General features: G+C 72.3%; 4 protein-coding genes. 1 reads left to right on the top strand and 3 read right to left on the bottom strand.

The window, feature by feature from the left end:
• Positions 1 to 323 precede the first annotated feature (323 nt).
• A complete protein-coding gene (locus tag ACFWX1_RS34705; protein WP_378394011.1) occupies positions 324 to 1,148 on the top strand; it encodes a VOC family protein in 825 nt (274 codons plus the stop codon).
• Positions 1,149 to 1,238: 90 nt separating this feature from the next.
• Here the strand turns inward: ACFWX1_RS34705 and ACFWX1_RS34700 are convergent, their stop codons facing one another.
• Genes ACFWX1_RS34700 through ACFWX1_RS34690 form a run of 3 tightly spaced genes read right to left on the bottom strand, consistent with a single transcriptional unit; the run spans position 1,239 to position 14,291 of the window.
• Positions 1,239 to 2,312 carry a 3-deoxy-7-phosphoheptulonate synthase gene (locus tag ACFWX1_RS34700; RefSeq protein ID WP_378394010.1) on the bottom strand — a complete coding sequence of 358 codons (1,074 nt, stop codon included), beginning with the start codon at positions 2,310 to 2,312 and terminating at the stop codon, positions 1,239 to 1,241.
• 1 nt (position 2,313) lies between these two features.
• Positions 2,314 to 3,753 carry an MDR family MFS transporter gene (locus ACFWX1_RS34695; protein WP_378394009.1) on the bottom strand — a complete coding sequence of 480 codons (1,440 nt, stop codon included), beginning with the start codon at positions 3,751 to 3,753 and terminating at the stop codon, positions 2,314 to 2,316.
• The gene (locus ACFWX1_RS34690; protein WP_378394008.1) at positions 3,750 to 14,291 is read right to left on the bottom strand and encodes an amino acid adenylation domain-containing protein; all 10,542 of its coding nucleotides are present in this window, start codon (positions 14,289 to 14,291) and stop codon (positions 3,750 to 3,752) included. The genes ACFWX1_RS34695 and ACFWX1_RS34690 overlap by 4 nt, the downstream gene beginning before the upstream one ends.
• Positions 14,292 to 14,316 lie beyond the last annotated feature (25 nt).

Below are 14,316 nucleotides of genomic sequence, written 5' to 3'. Positions count from 1 at the left end.
AAGCGTGTCAGCTCGCCCCCCGTCACTGACTGGTCGCCCAGGACCCGCGCGCCGCCCCCCCCGCGACAGGCATCGCCGCGGGCGGCACCGCACACCAGGCAATCGAGCCATACGAAGGCCGGTGGATCCCGGCTCGATGCACTGAAGGCGTCCCTCGGTGCGTCGAGCGCACCGAAGGCGTCCCTCGGCATTCCGGCCGCCCACCGCCGCCGAGGCCCTACCCGGTCGTACCGGTGAGCGGATACGGTCTGTTCCATGATCGTCTCGACCCTCCCCACCTTCCCCGACCCGCCCCGTCCGCTGCCGACGCCGGGGCGGGCACGATGACGAGCGACGTGTACGTGACGCCGGGCAGCCCGTGCTGGATGGAGCTGGCCACCAGCGATCCCGAACGCAGCATGCGGTTCTACCAGGCCCTGTTCGGGTGGGACTACCGGCTGCTCCGCGACGGCGCGGGCCAGGACTACCCGGTCGCCGTGCTGGCGGGCGAGCCGGTCGCCGGGATCCGCGTGCAGCGCCAGGTCGTGCGGGACTGGACCCCGTACCTGGCGGCGCCCGATCTGGCGGGCACCGCGTACCAGGTGAGCGAACTAGGCGGCACCCTGCTCGAAACCCACCCGCACGTCGTCGCCGGCGTCGGGGCGAAGGCGCTGGCCGACGACCCCGGCGGCGCCACCGTCGGCCTGGCGAGCCCGGCCGACGACTGGGCGTTCGTCGCCGGAGAGCCGGGAACGCTGGTGTGGCTGGAGTTCGTCACCCACCGCGCGCATCAGGCCGACCGCTTCTACCAGCGATTGTTCGGCTACGAACAACGTCAGTTCGGCGACGGCCGCGACGTCGACTACATGGTCTACACCACCAACGGCGACTCCGTGCTCGGCCGCGTCCGGATGGCCCCCGGCACCCCCGACGACGTCCCGCCCCGCTGGATCGCCCACTTCGCCGTCGATCCCGACCACGGGTTCGACCACACCCTGCACCAGGCCCGCTCGCTCGGCGCCAAGCTCCGCTTCCGCCCCTACACCTCCGCGCTCGGCAAGGTCGCCGTCCTCTCCGACCCGCTCGGCACCCGCTTCGCGATCATCGACCCGGCACTGGCCTCGGACTGGGACTTCCGCTCCGCCGCCGACGACCCCTACGACGACTGACCGCGTCGTTCCGGTCCGTGAAGGACTCCTTGCCCGCGCTCAGCGCTGTGATGGCCTCCTTCCCGGCGTTGAGCGCTGTGAAGGAGGCCATCACGGACTTTGCCGGAGCCGGGCTCGGGCACGGGTGGCGCGGGCGAGGGTGTCGAGGAGTGGGAGGGTGCGGTCCCAGCCGAGGCAGGCGTCGGTGACGCTGAGATCCGGGCGGGGCACACCGGGGCCCGGATCCTGGCGGCCGTCGGAGAGGTAGGACTCGATCATGACGCCGGTCAGCGCGTCGGCGCCGTCGGCGAGCTGCCCCGCGAGATCCGCGACGACGAGCGGCTGGCGGTTGTGGTCCTTGCCGCTGTTGCCGTGGGACGCGTCGACCACGACGCGCGGAGGCAAGCCCGCCTCGGTCAGCGCGGCGAGGGCCGCGGCGACGCCGCCGCGATCGTAGTTCGGGGTTTGACCGCCACGCAGCACCAGATGGGTGTCGGCGTTCCCGGTGCTGCGCAGGGTGGTCGGCCGCCCGTCCGGCCCGAGACCGGGGAACGTGTGGGACAGCGCGGCGGCGCGGATGGCGTCGATGGCGGTGTCTACCCGCCCCGAGACGCCGTTCTTCATCCCGACCGGCATCCGCAGCCACGACGCCAGATGACGGTGCGGCTGGCTGGCAACGGTCCGCGCACCGACCGCCGCCCAGGTCACGGTGTCCGCGATATAGGGGGCCAGCAGCGGATCGACGAACTCGTACGCGAGCGGCAGCCCGAGCGACGCGACGTCGGCCAGGAACGCCCGTCCGGTCCGCAAACCGGTCGCGATGTCGCCCTCGCCGTCGAGCGCGGGGTCGAGCAGCAGACCGGTCCAGCCGCCGATGGTGCGCGGCTTTTCCAGGTACGCGCGCATGACCACGACGAGGTCGTCGGCATACCGCTCCGCGGCCGCGGCGAGCAGGCCCGCGTAGTCCAGCGCCGCACCCGGATGGTGCACGGAACACGGGCCCACCACGACCATCAGCCGCGGGTCGCGTCTGCCGAGCACCGCGGCGACGGTGTCACGATGGCGGCGGATCGCGTCGGCGGCGCGGGCGGGCAACGGATACGCGGCGCGGAGTTCGGCGGGGGCAGGCAGGGTGTCGGTCTCGAGGTGCCCGCTCTCCAGGAGCGCGACACGGTTGTCGGGCATTTCAGGAACCTTTCCTGTGCTCGGAACGCACGGTTGCTTCGGTTTTCGCCCGGTGGCGGCGCGGCAGCCTGATCGCGCCCGCGGCGGCGACGAGGCAGAACCCGAGGACCCACCAGAAGGTGTCGGCGAACGCCGCGGGGATGGCCGGCCCGCGCGTGTCGAGCCTCGCCTGCAGGACCACGGCCAGCGTCGCGGTGCCGGCCGAGCCGCCGACCGTGTTCAGCAGGTTCAGCGCGCCGGAGGCACGCGGGAGGAACGCGGGGTCGATCCCGCTGTAGACGATGTTCATCACCGGCGCGCCGATCATCGCGATCCCCGCGCCGCGGGCCAGCAGGGAAAGCGCTATCAGGACGTCCGGCGGCGTGTGCCCGAGCTGGGTGAACACGACCGTGCCGAGGGTGACCAGCCCGATGCCGGTGAGCACCATCGTCCTCGGCGCGACGGAGTCGATCGCGCGGTTGACGAACACCGAGCCCGCCACCGCCCCGGCGCCCTGCGGCGCGAGCAGCAGCCCGGTCTCCCACGCCGTCAGGCCGCGTCCGGTCTGCAGATACAGCGGCAGCAGGAACATCGTGCCGAAGACACCGGCGCCGAGCACCGCCAGCGCGAGCGCGGCCACCCCGAACGGCGGCCGGGTGAACAGCCTCGGGTCGATCAGCGGTGTCCGGCTCGTCCGCAGCCCGTGGACGACGAACGCGGCGAGCATCGCGAACCCGGCGACGATCGCCACGACGGCCACCGCGAGCGGGACAGCGCGGCCTCGGCCGATCTCGGTGAGGCCGAAGACCAGCACGGCCAGACCGGGCGAAAGCAGTGCCGCGCCCCGGAAATCGAACGGCGCGCGCGGCTGGGACGGCGAAGACACGGGCAGATAGCGCCGGGCGAGGAGGATCGCGGCGGCGCCGATCGGCAGGTTGACGTAGAACAGCCACGGCCAGTCGGCGGCCGAGAGCACCGCACCGCCGATGAGCGGGCCGAGCACCGGCGACAGCAGCGGGACCACCGCGACGATGCTGATGATCCGCCCGGTCCGGTGCGGTCCCGCCGCTCGCGCGAGCAGCGCCTGCCCGGTCGGCGGCAGCAGGCCGCCGCCGAGCCCCTGGATCACCCGCGACACCACCAGGGCGGGCACCGACCACGCGAGCGCGCAGAGCACCGAACCGAGCAGGAAGACGCCCACCGCGACGAGCCAGGTCCGGCGGCCGCCGAACCGGTCCGCCAGCCAGCCCGACGTCGGCACGACGGCGACCACCGCGAGCAGGTAGGCGGTGCTGACCCACTGGATTTCCGTGACGGACGCGCCGAAATCGGCCGCGAAGGTGTCGATGCCGACCGTGACGATCGTGGCGTCCATGGTCGCCATGAACGTCCCCAGCACCAGGATGAACGCGCTGCGCAGGAGTGCCGGGTCGATGCCCGGCGCGTCCTCGCCGGTGGTCACCGCGCGTCCTTCCCGAACCGGGCCAGCCACTCCGCCGTGTCCTCGCCGAAGCGCTCCGCCCGGGTCAACTCCCCCAGCACCGCGCGCAGATCCTCGCCCAGCTCACGCAGCTCCGCCGCGGTGAACGTCCCCGGCCCGGCCGCGAGCACACCGGTCCAGCCGTCGCCCGCCGGCATGATCGTGCACGTCAGCGGGTGATGGGTGGTCTCGCGGAACCGGGTCCCGGTGATCGTCAGCCCCGGCGCGGGTTCGCGCAGGCGCGCCGGGTCCACCGGGTAGTTCTCGAACACCAGCAGGGTGTCGAACAGCCTCCGGCGCCCGGTGAGCCGTTCGAGGCCGGCCAGCGCGACGTGGTGGTGCTCGACGATCGCCTGCTGCCGCCGCTGGAGATCGGTGAGCGCGCCGGCGAGCGTCCCGTCCAGCCGGGCCCGGACCGGGATCGTGTTCGCCACCAGCCCGAGGATCTCCTCGGCACCTTCGATCTCCGGGGTGCGGCCGGAGACCATGGTGCCGAAGCAGACGTCCCAGCGGCCCGACCAGGTGGCGAGGACCGTCGCCCACGCGCCCTGCACCAGGGTGTTCGGCGTCAGTCCCTGTCCGGCGGCGGCCCGGGTGATCGCTTCGACCGTCCGCGCGTCGAAGTCGAGCAGCACCGGGTCCGGAGGTTGTTCTCCCGCACCGGTTCCGCGATCGGCCAGGTAGCCGCCCTCGGGCAGGCCGTCCAGTTCGGCGCGCCAGGCTTCGACGTCCGCGGTCTGGTCCCGGGCCGCCCGCCAGCTCAGGTAGCGGGTGAACGGGACCGGCGCGGGCAGGTCCGGTGCCCTGCCCGCCACGCGAGCCGTGTAGCAGGCGAAGATCTCGGCCAGCATGCGTGGCGCCGACCAGCCGTCGGAAAGCACGTGATGGCTGGTGAGCACGAACTCGGCCCGCTCGGCTTCACGCCGGATGACCGTCAGCCGCACCGGCGGACCCGCCGCGAGATCGAACGGCTCCGCGCGGTCCTCGGCCAGCAGCCGCTCGACTTCCCGGTGCCGCGCCTCGGTTTCGAGACCCGAGACGTCGATGAACCGGCAGTCCGGCCGCACTCCGGCCCGGATGACCTGCACGTGGTCGAGTGGCGCGGCCGGGAACGCGGCGCCGAGGTTCGGATGCCGGCCGAGCAGATCGGTACCAGCCGCGTGCAGCGCGTCGACGTCGAGTGGTCCGTCGATCGAGAACGCCGCCTGCACGGTATACGGATCGGGCGCGCCCTCGGCCCGTGCCCGGGAATGCCGCAGCATCAGTTCCTGCAGCGGGGTCAGCGGCAGGACGTCTTCGACGGCGTAGTCCCGTTCCAGCGCGTCGATCGCCGCCTGGTCCAGTGTGGACAGTGGCAGATCCGACGGGGTCAGCCCGGCTCGCACACGCACTGCCGGGTCCGCCGCGAGCCGGGTCAGCGCGCGCTGGAAGAACTCCGCCAGCTGCTCGATCTCCAGGCTGTCGAAGAGCGCCGAGGGCCAGGTGAACCGGACGCCGAGACGTTCGTCGCGAGCCAGCGCGTCGACCATGAGGCCGTACGGCAGCGGCAGAGTGCCGCCACCCCCCGAGCCGAGCGGATCGGCGTCCGCCGGAGCCTGCCACGCGGTCTCCCCGGCCGAGGCGGCCGGGAACTGCCCGAGGTAGTTCCAGCTGAGCTCCGGCACCACGGCCAGATCCGGCTCGGCACCGGCGAGAATACCGTGCCCGAGCCCGTCGCCTTGGGCGTGCAGCTGTTCTTTGACGGCCTTCAGCGCCTCCGGGAATTCCTTGCCGGACAAGGAGATCCGCGCGGGATGGACCGCGGTGAACCAGCCGACGGTCTGCGCCAGGTCCACCGGACGCGACCGGTCCGGAGTGTGCGGTGGACGGCCGTGACTCTCCAGTGCGACGAGGAGTTCCGCCGCGCCGCCACGCCACTCCCACACCGCGGTGACGAGCGCGGTGAGCAGTACGGTGTCCGGGGTGGTGCGGTAGGCCGCGGGCACCGTCGTGAGCAGCGTCCGCGTCGCCTCGGCGTCGAGCCGGATCTCGTGGTGGACGGCGGTGGCTGCGGTGTCCCGCCGCGGATCGAGCGCGGTCACCGAAAGCGGACGCGCGGGTGCTTCCGCCACCCGCCGCCAGTGCGGGAGTTCGACACGCCGGGAGTCCACGGCCGCGCGCAGCGACCGCGCCCAGCCGAGGAACGACTCCCCGTGCCGCGGCAACGCGGCCACCCGCGGCTGACCGTCCACAACAGACACCGAGCCGTAGGCGTGCGCGACGTCGTCGAGCAGGATCCGCCACGAAACCCCGTCCACCACCAGATGATGCGCGATCAGCACCAATCGCCCGAGCCGCTCCGGCCCCGCGTCCACCCACACCGCCCGCAGCAACGGCCCCACCCACGGATCCAGCCCCTCCCGGGCCTCCGCGATCGCGGCATCGGCCGTGGCGCGCGGATCCCCGGTCCCTCGCGCCACGGTGAGCACGTCCGCGCCGGTGACTTCGCCGGCCGGCGGGATGCGGAGCACCGGTTCGGTACCACCAGACGGGGTGGCGAGGCGGGCGCGGAGGACGTCGTGACGCGCCAGGAGCGCGTCGAGTACGGCCTGCCAGGTCGCGGTGTCGCCGCCCGCCGGGACGCAGATCTCGGTCCACTGGCAGTACCCGCCGGGAGACACCCCGGCCGCGTCGCAGCGGCGCAGCAGGTCGCGCATGACCGGGGTCAGCGGCGCGTCGCCCACCGCCGGAACCTCGGGAGCAGTCTCGCCGAGTGAGGTGGCACGCGCGGCGATTCCGGCGACGGTGGCGCCCTCGAAGACGTCCCGGGCGGTCAAGCCCAGTCCCTCGCGCCGAGCGCGGGAAACCACCTGGAGCGACACGATGCTGTCGCCGCCGATGTCGAAGAAGGCGTCGTCGAGGTTGACGTCGTCCGTGCCGAGTACCGCGCGGAAGACGCCAAGCAGGACCGCCTCCGCGTGCGTGGCCGGTTCGCGAGCCTCGGACGCCGCGGTGCCGGGCGCGGGCAGCGCGGCGCGGTCGAGCTTTCCACTGGGGCTCAACGGAAGCCGGTCGAGCGCGACCAGCGCCGAGGGCACCATGTGGTCGGGCAACTCCGCCGCCAGTCGCTCGCGGACCGCCGCCGGATCGAACTCGACGCCGTCGGCCGGGATGACGTAGCCGACGAGCCGGCGATCACCGGGCCGGTCCTCGCGCACGATCACCGCGCACGCGCGGACGTCCGGATCCCGGGTGAGCACGGTCTCGATCTCCGCGAGTTCGATGCGGAAGCCGCGGATCTTGACCTGGTGATCGGCGCGGCCGAGGAACACCAGCTGTCCGTCCGGCCGCCAGCGCACCAGGTCGCCGGTGCGGTACATCCGCTCCCCCGGCGCGCCGAACGGATCGGCGACGAACGCCTGCGCGGTCAGCCCGGGACGTCCGACGTAACCACGGGCCAGCCCCGGCCCGGCCAGGTACAGCTCGCCGGTCACGCCGACACCCACCGGCAGCAGGCCGCCGTCCAGGACGTACGCGCGGATGTTCGGGTCGGGCCGCCCGATCGGCAGCGGGCCGGGGTCATCGGGGTCGTAGTGCCAGGTCACCGCGTTGATCGTGACCTCGGTCGGTCCGTAGGCGTTGAACAGCGCACGCCGGTCGCCCCACCGCCGGGCCAGTTCGGGGTCGAGCCGCTCGGCGCCGACGACGAAGAAGACGTCCTTGTCCACCGTGCGGTCGTCCGGCATCGCGGCCAGGAACGACGGCAGCAGGTTCACGCCGGTGACGCGGTGCTCGACGATGTAGTCGAGCAGTTCGTCGCCGGGCTCACGCACCTCTTCGGGCGCGACGACCGACGTCCCGCCGGACAACAGCGGCACCATCGTCTGCCAGAACGCGACGTCGAAGCTGGTCGACGCGAAGTGCAGGTACCGCTCGTGCTCGGTGACTCCGACGACCTCCTCCTGCAGGGCGATCAGGTCGGGAATTCCCCGATGCGGCACGGCGACGCCCTTGGGCCGTCCCGTGGTTCCCGAGGTGTAGATGACGTAGGCCAGCGCGTCCTCGGTGAGGCCGCGACGAGCCTCCGCCGGATCGGTGTCCCAAGTGGACGGACCGGCGAGCGTGGCCGGATCGTCCAGCCGCAGCACGGGAATCTCGGCGGGCAGCACCGCGAGCGGATCGCCGGTGGTCACCGCCGCGGCCGGGACGATGTCGCCGATCATGTAGGCCAGGCGGTCCTTCGGGTAGCTCGCGTCCATCGGCACGTACACCGCGCCCGCCTTGAGCACCCCGAACAACGCGACCACCATCTCGACGTCGCGGCCGAGCAGGACCGCGACCGGGTCCTCACGCCGCACCCCGCTCTCGACGAGCTTGTGCGCCAGGCGGTTCGACAACCGGTCCAGTTCGCCGTAGGTCAGTGTCCTATCGCGACAGACCACAGCTTCCTTGTCGTGGTGACGGCGTACCTGGGCGGCGAACTCCGCCAGGCAGCTGCCGCGTTCCTTCGACGGAACGATCTCGGTTCCCGTCCGAAGCAGACTGTCCTGTTCGGACGCGTCGAGCATCGGAATCCGCGCCACCGGCCGTTCCGGATCGGCGACGATCTCCCGCAGCAGCGTGTGCAGCCACCGGCCGTAGGCCCGCACGGTCGCCTCGTCGAGGACGTGCGGCTGGTAGCCGAGTCCGATGGTGATCTCGTCCTCGGGGATCACGATCACGGTCAGCGGATAGTGTGTGGCGTCGACGATGTCCACGCCCGTCAGCTCCAGTCCCGGCGCGAGCACGGTGCGATTCCGGCTCGACAGCGGGAAGTTCTCCATCACCAGCATCGTGTCGAACAGCTCGCCGGCACCCACGGCCCGCTGGATGTCCGGCAGGCCGACATGGTGGTGCTCGGCCAGCGCGACGCTGTCCGCGTGGACGGCGGCCAGCAGCTCGGCCGCCGTCCCGGACGGGGATTGCCGGACGCGGACCGGGATCGTGGTACCGAGCTGGCCGATCATCGTCTCGACGCCGCCGACCTCGTCCGGCCGCCCCGAAACGGGACAGCCGAAGACGACGTCGTGCCGTCCGGTGAGCCTGCCCAGCAGCAGGCCCCACGCGGTCTGCAGCACGGTGGTCAGGGTGATCCCGCGGTCACGGGCGAACGCGCGCAGCCGGTCGCTGAACTGTCCGCCGAGCCCGATCGACACCCGCTCGGGCCGGTCGACCCGGGCGTCCGTGCTCGCCGTGAGCCGGGTTCCCTCGTCGATCCCGGCCAGCGCGTCACGCCAGGTCTTCAGCGACGCCTCGCGATCGCGTCCGGCCAGCCAGCGGTGGAATTCGCCGGTGGAGGTCGCCTCCGGCGCGGCCGGGCCGCTGCCGAGTTCGGCGTAGAGGGCCAGCAGCGTCCGGCCGACGAGCGGCATCGACCAGCCGTCGAGCAGCGCGTGGTGATTGGTGAGCACCAGCCGGTGTTCGCCCGGCGCGAAGGTGCAGAGCAGGAACCGGATCAGCGGCGGCTCCCCCGGATCGAACGGCCGCTTCAGCTCGGCCCGGGTCCGCTCGGCGAACAGGCCTTCGCGGTCTTCCGGTGCGGCGCCGGAGAAATCCGCCTCCTGCCAGTCGAGAAGAACGTCCTCGGGGACCACCTGGACGACCTCGCCGGACGTCGTCGTGGCGAGGTGGATCCGCAGCGACGGGACGCGCCGCAGCAGTTCTCGTGCCGCGTCCGCCATCCTCGCCGGTTCGACGTCACCCGCCAGGAATGTCACCGCCTGGACCACGTAGACGTCGGTGTCCTCATCGCCACGCACCAGGCTGTGGAAGGACAGTCCGACCTGCAGCGGCGTCGCGGACCAGACGTCCGAGATGCGGCGAGTGCGTTCGAGGGCGTCGATGGTGGCCTGATCGAGTTCGGCCAGCGGCAGGTCCGAAGGCGTGAGACCACCGCCATCGGGCCCGATCCGCGCCGCGTGCGCGGCCAGCGCTTCCAACGCCGCTTCCCAGGCGCGTTGCAGATCCGCCACGGTCCCGGCGTCCAGCACTTCACCGGCGGCAGTCCATTCGACGGCGAGCCGGGGTGCGTCCTCCTCGTGCACGAAGCAGTTGAGGGCCAGGACCTGTTCGAGTGCCTTGCCCGCCGGTTCGATCACCGCGAAGGCGTTCCGCTCCGGGAGCCGCCAGCCGGTGCCGGACAGCGGGGTGAACCGGCCGAGGTAGTTCAGCAGGAGTTCCGGAGCCGCGAACTCGTTCCGTGTCGCCGGATCCAGGTACCGCAGCACGCCGTAGCCGATGCCCTCATCGGGCGTGTTTCGCTTGGCCTCCTTGACCGCGCGCACCAGCCGTCCAGCGGCTTCGCCGCCCGCGAGCGCGTCCTTGAAGTCCACTGTGGACGAAATCGCGGCCGCCGGGACACGGACCGGGTATTCGCTGGTGAACCAGCCGACCGTGCGGGACAGATCGGTTCCCGGCGCGAGCTGCGTCCGTCCGTGGCTCTCCATGGTGACGGTGACGGCGTCCTCAGTGGACTTTCGACGGACACGCAACGCCAGCACGAGCGCGGCGAGCAGCACCTCGTCGACACCCGCCCGATACGCCGACGGCAACGTCGTGAGCAGCGCTTCGGTAGCTTCGGGCGTGGCCATCGTGGTCGACCGGCGGGCGGTCGCCACGGTGTCGCGCGCCGGGTCCAATGCCCTGCTTCCCAGGCCGGGCGACGCGCTCGCCGCGTCGCGCCAGTGGCCGAGTTCGCCCCGCCGCGCACCGGTTTCCCCTTGTCCGGCAAGCAAAGTGGCATGCCGCCGCCACGACGTGCCCACCGGAGCGAGTTCGGCCGCCCGGCCGGTGCACGCCGCGTGCAGGTCGGGCAGCAGCACCCGCCACGACACCCCGTCGACGACGAGATGGTGGATGACCACGACCAGCCGGTCCGGCTCACCTTCGCCGGTCCGGACCAGCGCGGCCCGCAGCATCTCGCCGGAGCGCGGGTCCAAAGTGGCCGCCAAGCACTCGGCTACAGCCTCGACGTCTTCGCCGCGGACTTCGCTGACGACGTCGGCGACGGGCACAGTCCCCTGTGGACGGACGACCAGTTCGCCCGTCACCTGAAGCCGCAACGCGTCGTGCCGGTCCAGGATCGTGCCCACGCCCGCGACGAGATCGCCGAATGCCAGCTCCTCGTCCACGCGCAGCGCTGTCCATTGTGCGTACCCGGCCACGACGTCGACGTCCGGATGCGGGTCGAGCAGGCCGCGCACGATCGGCGGCGCCGGCACCGGACCGGTGGGATCGTCGGGGAGCGCGTCGGGGACGTCTTCGATCTCCTTGCCCGCCGCGGCAAGGGAAGCGAGGCTTCGGCGGGCCAGCAGATCCCGCGGCCGTAGTTCGAGACCGCGGGCGCGCAGCCTGCTGCTCACGCTGATCGCGGTGATGCTGTCCCCGCCGAGCGCGAAGAAGTCGTCGTCCACGCCGACGCGGTCGAGGCCGAACACCTCGGCGACGGCCGCGCAGAGCAGCCGTTCCCGTTCGGTGCTCGCGGCTCGTCCGCCGCTCTCCGCACGTGGGACGGGCAGCGCGGCGCGGTCCAGTTTTCCGTTGACCGTCAACGGAAGTTCGTCGAGCACCAGCACCACGGCGGGGATGAGGTGCTCGGGCAGCCACTCGGCGAGCACGTCGCGCACCGGCTCCGGGGTGAGCGGCGCACCCCTGGACGTCGCGGGCACGACGTACCCGATCAGCCTCGGCCTGCCCGCTTCGGTGCGGACGATCGCCGCGACCGCGGCCACCCCGGGCACCGCGGCCAGCGCCGCCTCGACCTCCCCGAGCTCCACGCGGTAGCCGCGGATCTTGACCTGCCCGTCGCCGCGCCCCAGGTATTCGAGGCCCCGTCCGGGCACCCACCGGGCCAGATCGCCCGTGCGGTACATCCGCTCCCCCGGCCCCGCGAACGGGTCGGCGACGAACCGCTCGGCGGTCACGCCCGGCCGGTTCAGGTAGCCACGGGCCAGCTGCGGTCCGGCCAGATACAGTTCGCCCCGGGTACCGTGCGGCACCGGCTGCAAGGCGTTGTCGAGCAGGTAGACGCGGCTCCCGGCAAGCGGCAGGCCGATCGTCGGCTCCCCGTCGTCGATCCGCGCGAACGTACCATCCACAGTGGACTCTGTCGGCCCGTACAGGTTGCGGGCCGGGACGCCGGACGTGGCGACCCGCTGCCACAGCGCCCGTGGCGTCGCTTCGCCGCCGAGCACCAGCAGCGACGGCCGGTGGGCGGCGGTGAGCAGGCCCGCGTCGACGAGCGGGGCGGCCATCGACGGAGTGGTGTCGACGACGTCGATCCGGTCCCGGACGAACGCGGCGAGCAACGCGTCGGCGTCGCGGGTGACGTCGGATCCGTAGAGGTGGAGTTCGTGGCCGCAAAGCAGCCACAGCACCTGGTCGAGCGAAGAGTCGAAGGCGAACGAGTAGGTGTGCGCGGCGCGGAGCCGTCGGCCCGCCGCGGCTTCCGTTTCGGCGACGAGCGTCGAACGGTGGTGATGTACCAGGTTCGCCAGTGCGCCGACCCGGCCGAGGACTCCCTTGGGGCGTCCCGTCGAACCCGACGTGTAGATGACGTAGGCGAGGTGCTCGGGGTGTCGCGGTGCGGCGAGTTCGCCCGCGGTCAGCGGTCTGTCGTCCAGTGTGGACAGTTTGGCTACCGTGCCGGGCGCGTCCAGGCACAGCCTCGGCACGTCGCCGAAAACCTCGTCGGCCGAGGACTCGGTGGCCCCGGTCGTCAGCGCGAGCACAGGCCGGGCGTCGGCGACCAGCTCCCGTTGCCGCGCGGGCGGATGCGCGACGTCCAGCGGCAGGTACGCCGCGCCCGCGTCGAGCACCGCGAGCAACGCCACGACCAGCTCGACCGATCGCGGGGCCGCGAGCGCCACGACGTCGTCCGGCCCGATTCCGCGGGCCCGCAGTGCGCGGGCCAGCCGGTGCACCCGGCCGACAAGTTCCTGAGTGGACAGTCGTTCGTCCCCGTGCACCAAGGAGATCTCGTCCGGTTGCGCGGCTGCCAGGTCGGCCAGAAAGTCCGGGACGTCGCGGGGCGTGCCGGGCAGCGCGGGCACCGTCCAGCTCGCCAGCAGGCCGGCGCGTTCCCCGGCTTCGAGCAACTCCACCTGTCCGATGGCGGGAGCGTCCGGCCCGGTCAATGCCACGAGAAGCTGACGCAGCACGGCCAGTTTGCGGTCGACCCCGGCCTGATCGTGGGTGCGGGCGTCGACCTCGAACCCGAGCAGCAGCCCGCCGTCGCGGGCCGGCAGCACGCTCAGCCCCATGTCCTCCGGCGGCCCGCCCGCGACGTTGCGCATCACCCCGGTCGCCCCGGCGAAGTCGAGCGTGAGGTCGAACGCCTTGAGGTTGACGCCCCGGCCGTGCAGCAGCGCGCCCGCGCCGGGAACGGCCAGATCCTGCGGCAGGTTCTCGCCCCGGTAACGCTGGTGGGCACGCATCTCCCGCATCGCCTCGGCGACGCGGCGGCTGAGCTCGCCCAGCCGGTCACCCCCGCGCACGCCCACCCGCAACGGCAGTACGTTGACCGCCATCGCGGGCGTCCGCAGCTCGGCCGAACCCGTGCGGCACATCAGCGGCAGCGCGCAGACGACGTCCGTGTCACCCTGGACCCGGTGCAGGAAGGCGACATAACAGGCGATCAGGGCTTCGCCCCAGGTGACGCCTTCCCGCTCGGCAGCGGCGCGCAGTCGCGTGACCTCCTCGGGCGGGACGACCGCGCGGGCAGTCAGCGTGTCCTCCGGCGGTCCTGCCGCGGAGTCGCCGTCGCCCAGCTCCGGTAGCGGTGTGAGCCGGTCACGCCAGTACGCGCGATCGCGTTCGCACTGCTCGCTTTCCTGGTAGGAGCGATCGGATTCGACGACGTCCGCAAAGCGCCCGAACGGCGACGGCGCCACCTCGGTGCCTCGCACCAGCGCGGTGTAGTGCGCGGCGGTCCGGCGGGCCAGCATCGCGGCCGAGTAGCCGTCGAACACCAGGTGGTGGCCGAGCAGGGTGTACCAGACTTCGGCGTCCGACAACCGGATCACCGTCTGGGAGTACAGCTTCCGGTCGATCATGTCGCGGCAGGCTTCGGCGAGCCGCAGCCGTTCAGCGGCCACGAACGCCTCCGCGGCCTCGCGTGGGTCGGCCTCGGCGCTCAGGTCGACGACGTCCGGGAGGTCCGTCCGCGCGTCACCGATCATCTGGCGCGGGCCGTCCGGTGTGTCGAACACGCGCAGCCGCAACGACTCCGCCTCGTCCACAGTGGACTTTATCGCCTTGGCCAGCGCATCGACGTCCACCGGCTCGGCACCGGACACCTCCACGACGTCGCCGACCACGTAGAACCGCGAGTCCGGCTCCAGCCGCTGCGCGTTCCAGATGCCGAGCTGGGCGCCGGTGAGAGGAAGGGTGCTCAACTGATGCTCCTGAAGAGGTCGGCGATGCGCCCCAATGTGGCATTGGTTGGGTTGGCGCAACCAAACCCACAAAATGGGGGGGGAGGTGGGGGGGGTTGGGGAGACCATTACCCCCGGGGGGGGGCCCCCACAA

The sequence above is a fragment of the Amycolatopsis sp. NPDC059021 genome (genome assembly GCF_042739895.1).
Taxonomy (GTDB): domain Bacteria; phylum Actinomycetota; class Actinomycetes; order Mycobacteriales; family Pseudonocardiaceae; genus Amycolatopsis.
Note: the sequence above shows the minus strand (reverse complement) of the source record. Positions and strands in the feature narration are given on the sequence as shown.